The organism is Devosia sp. MC1541, assembly GCF_012847305.1.
GTDB lineage: Bacteria > Pseudomonadota > Alphaproteobacteria > Rhizobiales > Devosiaceae > Devosia.
In genome coordinates, this window is record NZ_JABBDZ010000003.1 from 51,497 (window position 1) to 69,294 (window position 17,798).

General features: G+C 57.4%; 17 protein-coding genes. 7 read left to right on the plus strand and 10 right to left on the minus strand.

Features of this window, described 5'->3' with window-relative positions; translation table 11 throughout:
* Window positions 1-15 precede the first annotated feature (15 nt).
* Entirely contained in the window at window positions 16-864 is an 849-nt protein-coding gene (locus HKD40_RS04665; RefSeq protein WP_169194573.1) for a MurR/RpiR family transcriptional regulator, read from the plus strand.
* 534 nt (window positions 865-1,398) lie between these two features.
* On the opposite strand, the gene HKD40_RS04670 is transcribed toward HKD40_RS04665, so the two are convergent.
* A complete protein-coding gene (locus HKD40_RS04670; protein WP_169194574.1) occupies window positions 1,399-2,856 on the minus strand; it encodes a M81 family metallopeptidase in 1,458 nt (485 codons plus the stop codon).
* A 179-nt stretch (window positions 2,857-3,035) separates the two neighbouring features.
* On the opposite strand from HKD40_RS04670, the gene HKD40_RS04675 reads away from it, so the two are divergent.
* Both HKD40_RS04675 and HKD40_RS04680 read left to right on the plus strand, forming a co-directional pair.
* Entirely contained in the window at window positions 3,036-3,419 is a 384-nt protein-coding gene (locus tag HKD40_RS04675) for a RidA family protein (protein ID WP_169194575.1), read from the plus strand.
* A 20-nt stretch (window positions 3,420-3,439) separates the two neighbouring features.
* Complete coding sequence (locus HKD40_RS04680) at window positions 3,440-4,216, plus strand: SDR family oxidoreductase (RefSeq protein ID WP_169194576.1); 777 nt, start codon at window positions 3,440-3,442, stop codon at window positions 4,214-4,216.
* Window positions 4,217-4,219: 3 nt separating this feature from the next.
* Here HKD40_RS04680 and HKD40_RS04685 read toward each other — a convergent pair whose 3' ends face one another.
* Window positions 4,220-5,269 carry an alanine racemase gene (locus tag HKD40_RS04685; protein ID WP_349236788.1) on the minus strand — a complete coding sequence of 350 codons (1,050 nt, stop codon included), beginning with the start codon at window positions 5,267-5,269 and terminating at the stop codon, window positions 4,220-4,222.
* A 348-nt stretch (window positions 5,270-5,617) separates the two neighbouring features.
* Between HKD40_RS04685 and HKD40_RS04690 the strand changes: the two genes are divergently transcribed.
* The gene (locus tag HKD40_RS04690) at window positions 5,618-6,367 is read left to right on the plus strand and encodes an SDR family oxidoreductase (protein WP_169194577.1); all 750 of its coding nucleotides are present in this window, start codon (window positions 5,618-5,620) and stop codon (window positions 6,365-6,367) included.
* A gap of 90 nt (window positions 6,368-6,457) precedes the next feature.
* Here the strand turns inward: HKD40_RS04690 and HKD40_RS04695 are convergent, their stop codons facing one another.
* The 8 genes from HKD40_RS04695 to murQ form a co-directional block, all read right to left on the minus strand.
* The gene (locus tag HKD40_RS04695; RefSeq protein WP_169194578.1) at window positions 6,458-7,363 is read right to left on the minus strand and encodes an ATP-binding cassette domain-containing protein; all 906 of its coding nucleotides are present in this window, start codon (window positions 7,361-7,363) and stop codon (window positions 6,458-6,460) included.
* Window positions 7,360-8,178 carry an ABC transporter ATP-binding protein gene (locus HKD40_RS04700; RefSeq protein ID WP_169194579.1) on the minus strand — a complete coding sequence of 273 codons (819 nt, stop codon included), beginning with the start codon at window positions 8,176-8,178 and terminating at the stop codon, window positions 7,360-7,362. Before HKD40_RS04700 ends, HKD40_RS04695 begins: the two co-directional genes overlap by 4 nt.
* On the minus strand, window positions 8,175-9,062 hold the full coding sequence (locus HKD40_RS04705; protein WP_169194580.1) for an ABC transporter permease: 888 nt from the start codon (window positions 9,060-9,062) through the stop codon (window positions 8,175-8,177). Before HKD40_RS04705 ends, HKD40_RS04700 begins: the two co-directional genes overlap by 4 nt.
* Window positions 9,063-9,065: 3 nt before the next feature.
* On the minus strand, window positions 9,066-10,043 hold the full coding sequence (locus HKD40_RS04710; protein ID WP_169194581.1) for an ABC transporter permease: 978 nt from the start codon (window positions 10,041-10,043) through the stop codon (window positions 9,066-9,068).
* Between the two features lie 83 nt (window positions 10,044-10,126).
* Window positions 10,127-11,785: an ABC transporter substrate-binding protein gene (locus HKD40_RS04715; RefSeq protein WP_169194582.1), complete on the minus strand. Its 1,659-nt coding sequence runs from the start codon at window positions 11,783-11,785 to the stop codon at window positions 10,127-10,129.
* A gap of 28 nt (window positions 11,786-11,813) precedes the next feature.
* Entirely contained in the window at window positions 11,814-12,839 is a 1,026-nt protein-coding gene (locus HKD40_RS04720; protein ID WP_169194583.1) for a glycoside hydrolase family 3 protein, read from the minus strand.
* A gap of 5 nt (window positions 12,840-12,844) precedes the next feature.
* Window positions 12,845-13,333, minus strand: a complete 489-nt coding sequence (locus HKD40_RS04725; protein ID WP_169194584.1) for a GNAT family N-acetyltransferase — start codon at window positions 13,331-13,333, stop codon at window positions 12,845-12,847.
* A gap of 1 nt (window position 13,334) precedes the next feature.
* The gene (murQ, locus tag HKD40_RS04730) at window positions 13,335-14,261 is read right to left on the minus strand and encodes an N-acetylmuramic acid 6-phosphate etherase (protein ID WP_169194585.1); all 927 of its coding nucleotides are present in this window, start codon (window positions 14,259-14,261) and stop codon (window positions 13,335-13,337) included.
* A gap of 110 nt (window positions 14,262-14,371) precedes the next feature.
* Between murQ and HKD40_RS04735 the strand changes: the two genes are divergently transcribed.
* The 3 genes from HKD40_RS04735 to HKD40_RS04745 all read left to right on the plus strand — a co-directional run bounded on the left by HKD40_RS04735 (window position 14,372) and on the right by HKD40_RS04745 (window position 17,716).
* Window positions 14,372-15,220 (plus strand): MurR/RpiR family transcriptional regulator, encoded by an 849-nt coding sequence (locus HKD40_RS04735; RefSeq protein WP_169194586.1) that lies wholly within the window; start codon window positions 14,372-14,374, stop codon window positions 15,218-15,220.
* Between the two features lie 143 nt (window positions 15,221-15,363).
* Window positions 15,364-16,425, plus strand: a complete 1,062-nt coding sequence (gene ugpC, locus HKD40_RS04740) for a sn-glycerol-3-phosphate ABC transporter ATP-binding protein UgpC (RefSeq protein WP_169194587.1) — start codon at window positions 15,364-15,366, stop codon at window positions 16,423-16,425.
* Between the two features lie 49 nt (window positions 16,426-16,474).
* The gene (locus tag HKD40_RS04745; RefSeq protein WP_169194588.1) at window positions 16,475-17,716 is read left to right on the plus strand and encodes an extracellular solute-binding protein; all 1,242 of its coding nucleotides are present in this window, start codon (window positions 16,475-16,477) and stop codon (window positions 17,714-17,716) included.
* Window positions 17,717-17,798: the final 82 nt, after the last annotated feature.

Below are 17,798 nucleotides of genomic sequence, written 5' to 3' on the forward strand. Positions count from 1 at the left end.
CTGGACCTAGTGGGAATGCTACAGACCGAGAAGGATAGTTTCACACGCTCAGAGCGCGTGTTGACAGATATCGTTCTTGCAGACGTCGATGGCGCTCTCAAAATGTCCATCGTGGACTTGGCCGCCCAAGCTGACGTGTCGCCGCCAACGGTGACACGTTTCTGCCGCCGCCTCGGCTGTGACAGCTACGCCGATTTTAAAGTCCGTCTGGCACAGTCCCGCTTCGTCGGTCAGCGCTATTTCGCGCCCTCATCTGGTCCGTCCAGCGTGCGCGAAATCGCCCAGGGCGTCATCAACGGCATTCAATCGACGGTTTATGACACCTTCGAGACCTGCGATTTCGACGCCATCGATAGCGCTGCCGAAGCCATTGTACGGGCCAGTTTCGTCATGACCTTTGGCTCCGGAGGCGCGTCCTCCATGCTGGCCACGGAAACCGAAGCCCGCTTCTTCCGGCTGGGTCTTAAGGTGGCATCCTCGGTTGACCATCAAATGCAGATGATGCGGGCTGCCTCCGCTCCAGCGGAAAGCGTGGTCGTCGCCTTTTCGCTCTCGGGCAATAACATGCCGCTGGTCAATGCGATCTCGGTGGCCAAGGAATACGGCGCGACCTGCGTAGTGCTCACCCGTGCCAATTCCCCCATGGCCGCGCAGGCCGACATTTTCGTGCCTGTAACCTGGCGTGAAAATCAGGACATTCTCCGCCCCACGCCGAGCCGCTACTCCTTCCTGGCCGTGCTCGACATTCTCTCCCAGACCGTCGCCGCCCGCCTCGGCCCGCAAGCCGTCGTCAGCATGCGCCGCATTAAGCACCAGTTGGTCATCCACCGCGACGGCGACGACGCCCAACCGCTAGGCGACTAACGCTCCTTACCCGTCTCTTTCTCACCTCTCCCTTTCTTACCTCTCCCTCTGGGGGAGAGGTCGGCCGCAGGCCGGGTGAGGGGGCCTTCAGCCCCTACACAACTCCTCGTACCCTCCACTCCGTCATCACCCGACTTGATCGGGTGATCCAGACCGTCATCGCAACGAACCAGATCGCCCTCCAAGTCACCCAGCGACGGCGCCACGCGAGCACACCTCTTACCTCTCCCTCTGGGGGAGAGGTCGGCCGCAGGCCGGGTGAGGGGGCCTTTAGCCCCTACACATACTCCCACGCCCCTCCACCCCGTCATCACCCGATTTGATCGGGTGATCCAGACCGTGCCCGCGACGAACCAGATCGTCCGCCAAGCCAGCCCATGCCGGCGCCACGCGAGCACACCTCTTCACCTCTCCCTCTGGGGGAGAGGTCGGCCCAGAGGGCCGGGTGAGGGGGCCTTCCCATCCCCGCGAACTCCCCCCAAAACAAAAAAAGCGGGGCCAAAACCCCGCTTCTCAACTCAATAAAACCGCTGCTTACGCCCAAGGATTGGCCACCATTGGCCAAATGTCCTTACGCGCCTTGCGGTAGTTGGTTTCAGCTGGCTTGTTCGGATAGGGTTTCCCCGCCGAGCAATAGATGATCTGCGACGCTATTCTCGAAAAACTGTCGTAGAAATGGTTGGTCGACTTGATCAGCAGATATTTCTGCTTGGTTGGGTCAATTCCCATCACCGAATAGAGGCTCGGGTCAAAGCTCTGCGCGCGGGTCGAGTTGAGGATCACATCGATCCCGTCGAAGTGGATCCAAACGCTATCGCCAAACGGCGCGAAACTATCGCCGAACTTCATCTCGGCATTGCGCACGAGCTTCTTCACCGTCACCGTGCGGTCAATAGGACTGCCTGTAAACGGCGCCGATTTTGCCCCAAAGCGCAGGGGGATTTCTGCCCCTTCGCCCGCTGCAAAACAAATCTGCACCGCAATCGGGTCCCAGATTGTGCCCACAGCAAGGCCGGTTGCGCCCTGCGCCATGAACTCTTCCAAGAGCACGGTCGCATCGCCCGAAGTGCCGCCGCCCGGATTGTCCCATACGTCGGCGATCACCACTGGAAACTGCGTTGCAGCAAGCGCCTGCGCCACGGCAGTCTTTTCGTCCACCTGGCTGACCATGAAGGTGCCGCGCAGATCGAACAGTTCGCGGCCGATCTTTTCGGTCAGTTCCGCGCCGAGGGCGGGATTATTGTCAGTGATGGCGACAACCTTGGTGCCCATTTCCGGCACGTCGCCTGCCATGAAGCCATGCACGACCGAGAGCGAGAGCAGACCGGGAATGGTCTTTTCCATCTCCATCATGCGGTCAACAATGCCGCGCATCGGCTGCTTTGAGGTTGGGAACACATCGATCATGCGGCAATCGAAAATGCTCATATGGGGCGTGACTTCGCCCTTGAGCGCCTTCACCGCGATGTCCCAAAGGTCTCGCGCGCGATCAACGAAATCAGTGTGCGGGAATTCTTTGAAGTAGACGAAGAAATTGGCCTGCGCCGCACGCTTGGCGGTGAGGTGGCTATGCGGATCAAGCTCGGCGCAGATCAGCACGTCTGGCCCAACGATTTCGCGCACACGGAAGAGGAAATCGCCTTCCGGGTCGTCATAGCCCTGCGCCACCATCGCGCCGTGCAGGCCAAGCACCAGACCGTCGAGCGGCAGAGCGGCTTTAATCTGCTCCAGAATTTCGTCGCGCAATTCTTCATAGGTGGCGCGTGCCACCATGCCAGCCGGGTCTGCCCAACTGGCCGAGCCCTCAATCAGCGTCCAGCCTTCGCGCGCGCACACTTCACGGCCAACAGTGATCGGTGCGCTGCACAGTGTAGGCGTCGCCGGATGCTCACCCGGTTTTGCATAAAGTGATGCTTCGAAAGCGCGCTTATCGACGGCGATGGGAGAAAAAGTGTTTGTTTCGGTCGCTAGGGCCGCAGTGAAGAGGCGCAATTTTCTATCCAAACTTTGGTCGCGCTGAGGTCCTCAAACGCTACACCATGTTTTTGCGCTGATCACGTAAGAAATTTACATTCTGAGTTCGATTTTATCGCCGCGGATGCGAAATTGCCGTTATGCTGCCTTCAATAACGAAATTCCGTTACATAAAACCCGTGTTTTGGAGGTGCAGAATGCCGATCAAGCGTTATGGAGCCGAGAAAGCAGGCGCTGGTGGCCAAAACTTGCCATTTGCCCGCGCTGTTGAAGCCAATGGCTTCCTCTTTGTCTCTGGCCAAGTGTCGATGAAAGATGGCGAAATTGTTGGGCATGGGATTGTCGAACAGACCCATCTGACCATCAAGAACCTCATCGCGATCCTCGAAGAAGCTGGCTACGGGCTTGAGCATGTCGTCAAGTGTGGCGTCTGGCTCGATGATCCGCGCGACTTCTGGAGCTTTAACGCGGTTTACAAGAGCTATTTTGGCGAACATCCGCCAGCCCGCTCCGCCGTTCAGAGCCACATGATGGTCGACTGCAAAGTCGAAATCGACTGCATCGCCTATAAAGGCCCATAAGTTAAACCGAGACGTCTCCCATGTCCCAATCGCCGTTTCGCCTTGATGGCAAAACCGTTCTGATTTCTGGCGCTGGTGGCGGCATTGGCCGCACGCTGGTGCAGGTTTTTGCCGATGCTGGTGCCAAGGTCATCGGTGCCGACCGCACCGCCGCAGATCTAGAGGGCCTGCCGATTGCAGGTTCGGTCCTGTTCGATCAGGCCGATGCCAAAGCCACGCGCGCCGCCATCTCCGCCTATCTGGAAGCCAACGGCCCACTCGATGGTGTGGTCGCCAACGCTGGCTTCACCCGCGCTGAACACTTCGGTCATCTCAATGATGATGTCTGGGCCAGCGAAATGGCGATCAATCTCAATGGCGCTTATGCGCTGGTTGACCCGATCACCGAAGCCATGGCCTCGGCGAACAAGGGCAGCATTGTCTTTGTCACCTCGGTCAATGCGCTAGGCCATTACGGCAACCCGGCTTACTCGGCGGCCAAGGCAGGCCTTGTCGCCTATGCCAAGGGCATTGCTGTTGAATATGGCGAGAAGAATGTGCGCGCCAATACCGTGGCGCCCGGTTCGGTTCGCACCCCGGCCTGGGATCATCGCCTCGCGGCCGATGGTACGCTTCTGGACAATGTGTTGCCGCACTATCCTTTGGGCCGCATGGTCAGTCCAACAGAAGTGGCCAATGCCGCGCTGTTCTTGATTTCCGATGCTGCATCGGGTGTCACCGGCGTCACCATTCCTGTCGACGCCGGCCTTACCGCAGGCAATCTGCGCTTTGTGGATGAGGTCCTGCGCGGTCGCTGACGCTTAGCGCGTCAGCCCTCGTGCATCCACCTTCCACTCACCAATCACCTGGCCGCCTTGCACAATCGTGAGGCGGTCATGCAGGTTCACAACCGGACAGACGTGGTTCGGCACGATTTCCAGCACTTCGCCAACCACAGGTTTTGTCGCGCAAGCTGAAACGTCGAGCATGCCGTGCTCTTCGCTGATGCGCTCGATGATGGCGTCTGGATATCCAAGCACCAGACCATGGCCCTTGGCACTGCCACCCGCCATGTCGCTGGTGAACGTCTTGCTACCAGCATCGATAATAGCGCGGTCTTCCGTCGGGCGGCTGACGACTGTCGCGTAAAGATGCAAAGCGGTCTCTTCAAGCGTGGCCGCGCCTGCTTCCATCATCATGCGGTCATTGAAAATATACGTACCGACGCGCAGTTCAGTCACGCCCGCGCTCTTGTGGGTCTGGAAAGCGCTCGGCGTGCCGCCGCTCGAGACCGTGCGAATTTCAAGGCCCTTGTCCGCGAATTGCTTTTTAGCCTCTGCCACGAAGGGCGCGGTCTGCTCCGTGGTCGGGTAGGTCATGAGACCTTCGAGAACAAGGTTCTTCTCCGCAGCGACCGCGACCGCCAAAGCCGTGGCCTGTTCCACGGTCTGCACGCCCGTGCGCTTCATGCCGCTATCGAACTCAACGAGAATCTTGATCGGCTTTCCCGCGACCTCGGCAGCAGCAGCGGCCGTCGCAATGCCTTCGACACTATCAACGGCGACGGTCATGTCCGCGCGCTTTGCCAGTTCAGCCAGGCGTGTTGCTTTAAACGACCCGATCTGCGGATAGGAGATCAGAATATCGGTGATCCCCGCATCGGCCATCACTTCCGCTTCCTGCAATTTTTGGCAGGTGATGCCGACAGCGCCGAGCTCCAATTGGCGTCTCGCCAGCTGTACGATCTTATGCGTCTTAATATGCGGGCGCAGTTTCAACCCGTGCGCATCGGCATAAGCCTGCATCTTGGTCAGATTGGCATCAACACGGTCGAGATCGACAACGGGGGTCGGCGTTTCAATAGTGAGCACGATACACTCTCAGCATGAACTTGGGTTGGCCAAAACTAACCTGCCTTGGGTGTGCCGTCAGCCTCAAACAACACAATAGTGCGGGTTGTGCCGATTTTCATTCCGCCTTGGATTCTTGAAAATGGGCCGTTCATTTTCCACGCTCAGCGGCGATCAGTTACACTAAAACGGCGGAACGATGTGAATGCGACGCCACGGCCCCGAAAATGCACCAAAGTGCCCAGTGAAGGCCTACCCGCAGGCCCTTAAGTGCCAGCCAAATGCCACTCAAACGCCCAAGAGTTACAAGACTAGAGACACAAAACCTGAACCGTGGAATATGGCTATAAGTCAAAACGGGAGGGCGTCATGACCAAGGTTGCAATCGTCACTGGTGGCGGAACGGGGATCGGCAAGGCAATCGTTAAGTCCTTGCTTGCAGATGGTTTTTCCGTCGCCCTCTTCGGTCGTCGCTTAACCGTCCTAGACGAAGCCGCGCACGAACTCGACCCGAGTGGCCAGCAGACTCTCACCGTACCAGTCGACATCGGCGACCGTGACGCCGTCGAAGCAGCCTTCCAAACCGTCATCACCCATTGGGGCCGGCTCGATCTTCTGGTCAACAATGCCGGCATGGGCGCGCCACCTATCCCATTGGAAAATCTGACAAAAGAACAGTGGCGCAATGTCGTGTCTGCTAACCTAGACGGGGCATTTTTCTGCACGCAGTTCGCCTTTAAGCAGTTTAAAGCGCAGTCCCCACAGGGCGGCCGGATCATCAACAATGGCTCCATCTCAGCCACAACGCCCCGCCCGAACTCCTCGCCCTATACCGCTACAAAACATGCGATTTCCGGCCTGACCAAGGCTTCCTCGCTAGACGGTCGCGCCTTCAACATTGCGGTTGGACAAATCGACATTGGCAACGCCCAGACCGACATGACCAAAGCCATGACCACCGGCATTTTACAGCCGAATGGCCAGACCATGGTTGAGCCAACAATGGACGTCGAACACGTCGCTAAGGCCGTGAGCTACATGGCAAATTTGCCCCTAGACGCAAATGTACTCACCATGACCGTAATGGCCACTACAATGCCATTCGTAGGGCGTGGCTGAGGGCTGTAACTTTGACCGATCCGTATTTTGTTGACGGCGATCCTCGCCGACCAAGCAACGCGCGAGGCTTCCCCCGCGCGTTCCTAAATTTTATTCGGCCATTGGGCGGATGAAGTGGTTCTCGGCAATCTGGTGAATATTAGATTGGGGCAGGGCGGAGCGACGGCGAATGTCTTCGATCTGTTCTAGCTCACCCGGTTGCGCCGCATCGAAGCGTCGATCCGGGTCCGGCACCGCCGCCAACAAGAGGCGGGTATAGGGGTGCTGCGGATTGGTCAGAACGCTGTCGGTTGCGCCCCATTCGACGATCTGCCCCGCATACATCACCATGATGTCCTCGGCGACAAAACGGGCAGTGGCGATGTCGTGTGTGATATAGAGAAGAGCGAGATTATCGTTCTTTTTCATATCGTTAAGCAAGTTTAACACGCCAAGGCGCACCGATACGTCGAGCATTGACGTTGGCTCGTCGGCAACGATGACCTTGGGGTTCACTGCCAAAGCGCGGGCAATCGAAATACGCTGACGCTGACCGCCCGAAAGCTCGTGCGGATATTTCTTCATCACCAGCTCGGGGTCGAGGCGGACGCGACGCAGCAGCTCTTCGACCTTCTCGTGGCGCTGCGCCTTATTGAGCTGCTTCTGATGCAGTTTGAGCGGGCGCTCGAGATGGTAGAAAATTGTATGCGTTGGGTTCAGCGACGAGAATGGGTCCTGAAACACCATCTGCACCGAAGCTCTGTAGTCCTTGAGCGCCTTGGTATTGGCCTTGCCGAGCGGCTGACCATTGAACATCAACTGGCCCTCCTCTGGCGTATACTCTCGCATGATGAGGCGTGCAGCCGTGGTCTTGCCGGAGCCGCTTTCGCCCACCAGGGCGAGGGTGCGACCGGCATGAAGGCCAAAGCTGACCGAGCGTGCGGCATAGACCGGATTGGTGGCCCGACCGAAGACTTTTGAGACATTGTCGAGGGCGAGAACTGGTGACTGGCTCATGCCGATGCCTCCGGGCGGATTTGCTCGCCATGGAGCTTGGGCATCGAGGCCCAGAGTTTCTTGGTGTAGTCGTGCTGGGGCGAATTATAGATCGTCTGGCTGTCGTTGCATTCGACCATCTCGCCACTGAGCATAATGCCAATGCGATCGCTGACCTGCACCATCAGCCCCAGATCATGGGTGATGAACAGCACGGAAAAGCCCAAGCGCTTGCGTAGTACGTCGATGCGCTGAAGGATTTCGCGCTGCACCACCACGTCGAGCGCTGTCGTTGGCTCATCCATGATCAGCAGCTTTGGATTGAGCGACAAACAGATAGCAATAACAATACGTTGGCGCATGCCGCCCGAACATTGGTGCGGGTAAACGTCGAGGCGATCCGGCGAAATGTCGACCAGCTTGAGCAGTTCTGCTGCCCGCTCACGGGCTTCGGCGCGGGTGACCTTGGTGTGAGTTTTCAGCACATCGTAGAACTGGTCTGCGATGGTCAAAACCGGATTGAGCGAGTTCATCGCGCTCTGGAACACCATGGCCACTTCGCGCCAACGGAAGCTTTTCAGCTCCTTGTCGTTGAGCTGCAGCACATCGCGGCCGCCAACGATAATCTCACTGCCCTTACGGATCAGGGCCGGGGGGCGATGCAGGCGGCTAATCGCAAAAGCGATCGTGCTCTTGCCGCAGCCGGACTCTCCAGCGAGGCCAAAAAACTCGCCCGGTGCGATGTCGAAGCTGACGTCTTTAACGGCGCTGAAATTCTTGTCCGCGCCAATATAGTCGATGTTGAGGTTACGAACTGAGAGAACGGGATAGGTCATAGCTTGCCCTCTCCAAGACGGACCATTCTGGTCCAACGTGTCAGCATGCCCCCGGTGCGCAGACGCGGATTGGCGATCTCGTCGATGGCGAAGTTGATGAGCGCCAAGCTGAGGCCCAGCACGGCCAGAGCAAAGCAAGGCGAGAGCAGGTCCCACCACGCGCCAACTGACAGCGCCGAAGCGTTCTGCGCGTTGAACAACATGATGCCCCAAGAGACGGTATTCGGATCGCCAAGGCCGAGGAACTCAAGGGTAGCTTCGGTGATGACGGCGTAAATAACCGAGCCGATGAAGTTGATGCCAACAATGGAGATCAGGTTCGGGAAAATCTCGAGCGCCATGATGCGCCATGCCGGTTCACCGAGCATTTCGGCGGATTTGACATAGTCGCGCTGGCGAATGGAAAGGGTTTCCGAACGGGTGACCCGCACGCCCCAGGCCCATGAGGTAAACCCCAAAATAAGGGCGATTACCAAGGGGCTAGCCTGACCAATGAATGCGGCCAGAACCAGCAACAACGGCAGGTTGGGAACAACGAGGACCATGTTGGTGAAGAAGTTGATCACTTCATCGACCACACCGCCCTTATAGCCCGCAATAATGCCCAGCACGGTGCCAATCACGGTGATGAGCAGACCTGCGCCAAAGCCCACGGCGAGAGAAACGCGGGCGCCATAGATCAGGCGGGTGAACACGTCATGCCCAAGGCGGGTTGTGCCCAGCCAGTGGTCCGCAGAAGGCGGCTGGTGCGGACGGCCAACGCGCTGGGTTGGGCTGTATTCCGTTAGGAACGGCGCGAAGATCGCGACGAGGATGATAAGGAACAACAGCGAAAGCCCAATCACGGCTTTCTTGTTATGTTTGAGTTGGTTGAGCAGGTCCATGACTTACGCCTTCTTCAAGCGCGGATCGAGCAGGACATAGCTCAGATCGACGACAAAATTGGAGACCAGCATTGCGGCGGTCATGATCAGCAACTGCCCTTGGATGACGGGATAGTCGCGAGCCAGAATGGCTTGGTAGAGCGTGTTGCCGAGGCCGGGGTAGTTGAACACCACTTCCACCACCAGCGCGCCACCGAGGACTGTGCCCAATGCAATGGCAAGGCTCGATACGGTCGGCAGCAGCGCGTTACGCGCCGCGTACCAGATCATGACGCGATTGTCGGAGAGGCCCTTGGCGCGACCCATGACGATGTAATCTTCGCCCAACAGGTTGATCATATTGTTGCGCATGGTCACGGCGAAGCCGCCGGTCATGACGAATAGCATGGTCAGCAGCGGCAGAGTGCCGTGACGAATGACGCTCCAGATATACTCGCCGCTAAAGGCGGGATCGAGCATGGGGTCTGCAGCATAGCCATTGGGGAACCATTTCAGCGTGTAGCCAAAGATGAACAGCATCACCAGCGACACCACAACGGCCGGAACCGAGCTGGCAAAAATCGCCAGTAGGGACACGAAGGAGTCGAATATCGTGCCACGACGCCAAGCGGCCATAACACCGAGCAAGGTACCCAAGACGAACGACAGAACGGTGGCGAGGCCCATTAGCCCCAGCGTCCAGACCAGAGCGCGCATCAGCAGCTCTGTCACGGGCAGCGGGAAGAACTTGATCGAGCGGCCGAGATCGCCGGTAAATACGCTCTTGAGATAGGCCAGATATTGCTCGCCAATCGGCGCATCGATGAAGCCAAATGTCAGCTTCAGAGCGTTCAGATTTTCGAGGCTGAGTTCAGAACCCGCGCTCGCAAACATGATCTGGATAGGATCGCCGGGCATAAGGCGCGGCAGGAAGAAATTGATTGTCGCAGCAACGATAAAGGCGGCGAAATAGAATGCGAGCCGCCGAAGCAGGAAAGCCATCAGCTGTCATCCCTTCTGTGTCCCGCGCGTTCCGCCGCGGGGGTCGGGAGAGCGTCGTTCAACGCCCTCCCTTTTAGTGGTGATTACTGAGCGACCGGGTCGAGGTCGAGCAGCTGCAGAACACGCGCCGGGTTAGCGTTCGAGACAACAGGCGAGTACTTCGGATTTTCGGCATCAGCCCAACCCGTGAAGCGCTTGGTGTTGTACTCGTAGAACGATGGGCTGTTGTAGAGCGGCACGATTGGCAGCGCTTCAGCAATGATCAGCTGAATCTTGTCCATCGCGGTCTTACGAGTGGCCGGGTCCTTGCTCTGCTTGTATTCAGACAGGAGCTTGGAAACCTCTTCACTCGACCAGTGTGGTGCGGTGAAGCGCGACTTGCCGAAATCATCCGGGTTGTAGGAACGGATGTACGGGAAGTACGGGTCGGCAGCCGATGCCAGTGCGTTCAGCGTCATGGAGTATTCGCCCGAGATCAGCGCTGCGGTCCATACGGCGGCTTCTGGCGTGCTCATCTTCACGTTGAGGCCAGCCTGCTGCATGGTTTCCATGGAGATCTGAACCGCGTCGATCCAGTCGGTCCAACCGTTTGGCACCATGAAGTCGATTTCGAGCTTGGAGCCATCCGGATTGTCACGGAAGCCATCATTGTCGGCGTCAACATAACCAGCTTCGTCCAGAAGAGCGACGCCAGCGTCATAGTTGAATTCGCCGTATTGGCCGAACTGTGCCTTCACTTCCGGATTGCCGAAGGACGCATAGAGTTCGCCTAGGCCCGATGGATCGCCATTGACCAGCGGATAGCCATAGCCAGCGATGTCGACGATGGTCTGACGGTCAATGATCATGCTCAGCGCACGACGGAAGTTGACGTCGGTGTAAGCCTTACGAGCGTTCTCGTCTGGCGAAACCTGGCTCATCTGCAGCGAGACGAGGCTCGATGGGGTGAACCAATATTTGTGGTGTTCCGGGTCCTTGGCAACAAAGGTGTTGTCGATGTCCGGGATGAAGCTGGTTGCCCAGTCGAGCGAGCCTTCAGCGAGAGCCGCGAGAACCTGCGGGTTGTCGGCCAGCTGCGGCATGCGCAGGCAGTCAACGGCAAGGTTGTCATTGTCCCAATAGTGCGGGTTACGGCACTGTTCGTAGACGTTCGGGGTGAAACGGGTGATTTCGGTCATTGGACCGGAAGCCACAGGGGTTTCATTGGCGAAGGTCACCGGATCTTCAATCGACGCCCAGATGTGCTCGGGCACGATCGGCATGTCGACGATGGTGTTAGCGATCAGCGAGTTGGCTTCCTTGAGGTTGAAGCGAACGGTGCGATCATCGACCTTTTCAACCGAGTTCAGCTGCTGGGTGACCGAGATGAAATCGAGAGCCGGGAACTTGGCGATATAGTCATAGGTGAAGATGATGTCGTCAGCAGTGAGGGCTTCACCGTCCGACCACTTGAGGCCTTCACGCAAGGTGAAGGTTATCGACATCAGATCGTCAGCCAGCTCAAAGCTTTCGGCAAGACGGAAGTGCGGCTCGTTGCCGTTCAGGCGATTAAATACCACCAATGGCTCATACATGAAGTGGAGCGTGGTGAAGCGGGCAGATGTCTGACCGAATGGATTGAAGTTGCGAACAAAGGTTGTCGTCTGTTCCGACGAGATGGTCAGCACGTTCTGCGCAAAAGCAGGCGCAGCCATGGTCAACACTGCTGCGGACGTTGCCGCGAGAAGCATGAGCTTCTTCATTTTCAGTCTCCTTGTTTGGCGGCTCGCTTTAGGCGATGCCACTCTCCCTGAAAATTTCTTCAACCTCGGCATGGAGCGCTTGTACGTCCACGCGAGTAGTCCCCAGTCTGGCTTCGGCGCGAGCAATGCGCTTCAGACTTACCTCGCTCAACGGACGAGCAGCTTTGCATGCAGCTTCGCTTTGAGAAAGGTCGCCCTGACTGTGAAGGGCGATATCGTAACCGGCATCGAGCGCGGCAGTGACGCGACTGTCCCATGTGCCTGAGAGGGCGTCCATGGTGAGGCAGTCGGTGGTCAGAACGCCGTCATAGCCGAGAGTATTGCGGATGAGATCACAGACTTTCGGCGAGATTGACGCCGGCAGGTCTGGGTCAATCCTGGTGAAAATCAGATGCGCGACCATGGCCCAAGGCGTGTCCTTGAGGCGCATAAAGGGCAGGAAGTCTGTACCCATGAGATCGGCCACATCGGCATGCACCACGGGCAGAACGTGGTGCGGGTCGACCTCAACGCGGCCATAGCCGGGGACATGTTTCATGATGGGCATAGAGCCAGTCTCGAGCAGCGCATCGATAGCGACGCGCCCGAGAACGGCGACGATTTCCGGATCAGAGCTGAACGTGCGCGAGGAAATGATGGCGTGCGTCCCGGCGCGAGCGAGGTCGACCACGGGGGCCGTTCCGGAGCCGATATGCATTTCGCTCATCATCGAGCCCATCGCTAGATGGGATTGACGCAGCGCATGCTTGGCTAGGTCCAAATCTATTTTTGCCAATTGGCCGAAGTGACCTAGCGGACGGAATAGGGGCCAGTTGCCATTGTCGAGGCGCTGCACGCGCCCGCCTTCCTGATCAATATAGACCGGAGCATTGTCGCGCCCAACAGCTTCTCGGAACTGGGCGACGAGACGGCGAACCTGGTCATTATTCTGCACATTGCGCTTGAACAGAAACAGGCCAAACGGATTGGCTTCTTTGAAAAACGCGACCTCATTTTCCGACAACTCAGGGCTGGGCATGCCAACGAAAAGTGCGAGTGGAGTTGAGGTCGACATAGATACTAGTCCTCGACGAGCGGCTTCTTAATCCGAAGCAGCCCTTGGTAAATGTCTTCGTTGTCAGAGGGGATGGGTAGGGCGCCTACCGCATTTTTATAGAAATCGATCGGTCCAGCCGAGCCAATCACCGCATAGGCGTAGCCTTGGGCTTTCATGGCGACGAGTGTGCGATGGAATAGCGCGAGGCCAATGCCTTTGCCGCGCTGGCTTTCGTCAACGCCCGTTGGCCCAAAAAAGCCCTTGGCGGTCGCATCGTAGCAAGCAAAGCCGACGAGCTTGCCGTCAACAATAGCTACGAGGCACCCCGGCGGCTGATGCGCCATGGCCACTGTCAGTTCACTGACCCAGTATTCAGAAAAATGCTCACGCACCCAATTCTGAATAATATGCATTTCCGGGGGCAGGGCGACCCGAATGGTCGCCTCCACACCCGTAGTGCGCTCGCCAAGCTCTTCTAGTTTGCGACTATAGAGGTTGACCAGAAGGTCCATTTCAGTCCGCCTTGTTCTCGCTGACAGCGCGACGGAGGAAGCCATCTGCACTTGTCAGAGCAGTTGTCGCTGCATCCTTATCGAGGCCAGTAAGGGCCATCAGAATAGCGAGCTTAACGTTATTGCCTGAACGGTCGAGATAAATTTCAGCTTCGGCAGTATCGAGGCCGGTCACTTCGCCGATGATACGCACCGCACGGGCAGCCAGCTTTTCATTGCTCACTGACACGTCGACCATGAGGTTTTCATAGGACTTGCCGATACGGATCATGCTGGCGGTTGTCAGCATGTTGAGCACGAGCTTCTGCGCGGTGCCCGACTTGAGACGGGTCGAACCGGTCAATGATTCTGGGCCAACCAGCGGCGAGATCGCGATGTCAGCCATGTTGGCGATTGGCGAATTCGGATTGCAGGTGAGCGAAACGGTAACGGCACCGAGCGACTTGGCATAATCCAGCGCGCCGATAACATAAGGGGTACGGCCGCTGACGGCGATGCCGACGACAACATCATTGGCAGTGGCGTTCACACGAACGAGATCGCGCTGACCTTCGCTGCGATCGTCTTCCGCGCCTTCGATGGGATAACGCAGGGCAGTGTCACCACCCGCGATAATGCCAACCACCATAGTGTCCGGCACGCCGAAGGTTGGTGGACATTCAGAGGCGTCGAGAACACCAAGACGGCCCGAAGTGCCTGCGCCCATATAGATCAGGCGCCCGCCCTTGCGGAACGCATCAACAATGCGATCAACGGCTTGGGCGATCTGTGGGAGTTCGTGTCGTACAGCTTCCGCAACCTTTGCGTCCTGCGCGTTCATCGCGGCAAGAATCTGCTCGGTCGACATCAAGTCGATCTGCATGGTTTCCGGATTGCGAGCTTCCGACACGAGGTGCTCAAGTTCTGCAATTAGGGTGCTTTTGGACATCGTGCCTTCACTCATGGATTGATTTGATGCTAGGAGCGAATATTCCGGCTGTCAATCAAACTTGGAATTATGTATTCCATATGTGGAAACGATGATCGTGGGGAGCGAGCATGTCAGTTCTCAGGTTGTTAAGTGCCCATTTGGACACGTTAACGCAGGCTGATCGGCAGATCGCACAATTCATTATAGACCAGCCTGAACAGATGTTGGCGCTATCCTCTTCAGGCCTAGCGGAGGCAACGGGGCGTAGCCAATCCGCGGTCGTTAAGTTCAGCCAGAAACTCGGCTATTCCGGTTATCAGCAGCTCAAGTTGGCGGTGAACAAAGCCAAGGCGATGGAATGGCAGGCGCCCGGTGGCGTCATCCACGGTTCGATCGATTCTGCCGATAACTACATGACTATTTTGCAGAAGCTGATCGGTTCTAAGCTTCTGTCCATGCGCGAAACCACGGCCGCAAACTCCGAGCAAACCATTGATCTGGCGCTTGAGGCTTTGCATGGCGCCAACCGCATCCAACTCAGCGGTGTTGGCGCATCTTCCCTTGTGGCGCGGGACTTTTCTTACAAGCTGATGAAGCTTGGACGTGTCGTTATGCTCGACAACGACACCCATATTCAGCTGGTGAACGCGGCAAATCTCACAAAGGACGATGTCTTTGTGGCGCTGTCCCATTCCGGCCGTAGCTTGGAAACCCTGCGCACGGCGGAAGTTGCCAAGAAACGCGGTGCAACGGTCATTTCGGTGACCGGCCTGCAGCCAAACCCACTGATCGATCTGGCCGATATTCACCTCTTTACGGTGGGTGATGAAGAACGCGTGCGCTCGTCAGCAATAACCTCGCGCGACGCCCAATTCATTCTCACAGATATGCTTTTCATCCTGCTGTTACGCCGCCAGCCAGGATCGACCGATTACATTCAGGGCAGCGAGTCAGCCGTGACGATCCTTAAAGTCTGAACTGTCGGAATTCGTCGTCTGGGTTGTAATTTTATATTCTTGACACATGTGGGTTTGTGGAATTTACTATTCCAAGATCACATGTCCTAAGTAGGACGTTGAAAGACCCGGGAAGTCTTTCTGAGGTGTAGGGGAGATTTAACGTGGCTCAACTTTCGCTACGTGGCATCAAGAAAAGCTTCCGAAGCGTTGACGTCTTGCATGGCGTTGATCTTGAGATTGGCGATAAGGAATTCGTCGTCTTTGTCGGTCCCTCGGGCTGCGGCAAGTCAACACTCCTCCGTTTGATCGCTGGTCTCGATCCGCTCACCGGCGGTGACTTCTATCTCAACGGCCAGTTGATGAATGACGTGCCTCCGTCCAAGCGCGGCATCGCCATGGTGTTCCAGTCCTATGCGCTCTACCCGCATATGGATGTTTACGAGAACATGGCCTTTGGCGCGCGCCTCATGGGGCTAAGCAAGGAAGAAGTCGAAAGCCGCATTGCAGAAGCAGCCCGCATGCTGCGCCTAGAGCCGCTGCTGAAGCGCAAGCCGCGCGAACTCTCTGGTGGTCAGCGCCAGCGCGTCGCTATTGGTCGCGCCTTGGTGCGTAAGCCAAGCGTCTTCCTGCTCGATGAGCCACTTTCTAACCTTGACGCGGCGCTGCGCTCGGAAGTTCGCCTCGAGATCGCTCGTCTACATCGCCAGATTGGCGGTACGATGATTTACGTGACCCACGATCAGGTTGAAGCGATGACGCTCGCCGATAAGATCGTGGTCATGAACGCGGGTCGTATTGAACAAGTCGGCTCCCCGCGCGAGCTGTATGAAACGCCGGCTAATACGTTCGTCGCGAGTTTTATTGGGTCGCCGCGCATGACGCTCGTTGACGTGGTGCGCGCCGGGGATAGGCTTGAGCTCGCCGGGAATGGCGGCTCCGTCTCTGTTGGTGAGCTGCCCGCGGGCGATGAGTTTAAGCTGGGCCTGCGTTCTGACGCTGTTGGTCTCAGCCGCGATATCACAGCTGCGGGCTTTGCCGCGCACGTGGTTTACACCGAATACCTAGGCGACAACGCCTATGTGTATGTCCGCCTAGTCGATGGCACCCTGCTAGCTGCTCGCACCGGGCCGGACGATCTCTATCAGCCCGACACCGCAGTAACCGTGACGGTGCTGCCTGGTAGCGCGCATCTGTTTTCCGCAACGGATGGTCGGCGCATTTAGCTCCGGCCAAGTACCATTTTAGTAGGTCGATTTCATTGGGAGGGAACTCATGAAGACCAATATGCTCCGCATCGGTTCGGCACTTGCCGCCATGCTGATTGCTGCCCCGTCTTTCGCTCAGGACCTGACATTCTGGTCCTGGCGCCAGGAAGACAAGGCCGCTTACGAAGGCTTTATCAAGACCTTCGAAGCCGCCAACCCGGGCATCACCGTCAAGTTCGAAACTTTCGAAGCGACGAACTACAACACCATTCTCGCCACCGCACTGGCTGGCGGCACCGGTCCTGATATTGCTCAGGTTCGTGCCTATGGTGGCCTCGAAAACCTCGCAGTGGGTGGCTATCTTGAGCCGCTGACCGTTGAGAACGTTCCTGCGATTGCCAACTTCAATCCAGCCGCTCTCAAGGCTGAATCGATGCGCGCTGACGGCACTCTGTATGCGATCCCATTCGCATCGCAGACCCAGCTCGTCATCTACAATAAGGCGATCTTCGACCAGCATGGCATTGCTGAACCGACCACTTGGGAAGAGCTGATTGCTGCTTCGCAGAAGCTCAAGGACGCTGGCGTTATTCCATTCGCCAACGGCACCGCAACGGCTTGGCAGAACGAAACCGTCACCTTCGGTCTTGGTTCGACCCTGTTCGGTCGCGCTTTCTATGATGAGCTGGTCGCTGGCACCACCGACTTCAACGATCCGCGCTTCACCGGCGCGCTCGGCGATATCGCAGCACTCGCCAAGGACTATTTCCCAGAAGGCTTCATCGGTCTCGACTATCCGTCGATGCAGCAGCTCTTCGCTTCGGGCATGGCGGCAATGTTCGTCGGTGGTTCGTATGAACTCTCGACCTTCAAGACCATGAACCCAGACATCCAGACCGGCATGTTCGCCGCTCCGGGCAAAGCCGCTGACGACGAAAAGCTCGTCGCCATTTACTTCGACGGTGGCTATGCCATCAACGAAGCTGGCAAGAACAAGGAAGCATCCTTCAAGTTCCTCAACTACCTCGCTTCGACCGAATTCGGTCAGGCTATGGCTGATGAGCTGAAGACCCTTTCGGCTGTTCCAGGCGTGAAGTTCGAAACCGAAGATCTGGCTGAAATCAACGAGCTTAACCAGAACTCGATTCCTTACCTGATGCTGGCACACTTCCGCTTTGGCGAACCTTCGGGTTCGGTCCTGATCCAGGGCGAAATGCAGAAGCTGTTCTCGGGCGAAACCACTCCGGAAGCTATTGGTGAAGCGCTCACCACCGGTCTGGCTGCTTGGTATGAACCGTTCAAGAAGTAACTCTTGATCCCTCGCACCGAGGCTGTGCCTCGGTGCATCGGCATGCACCTGCCCTTCCTCTCCCGCTGGTCGGGGGAGGCAG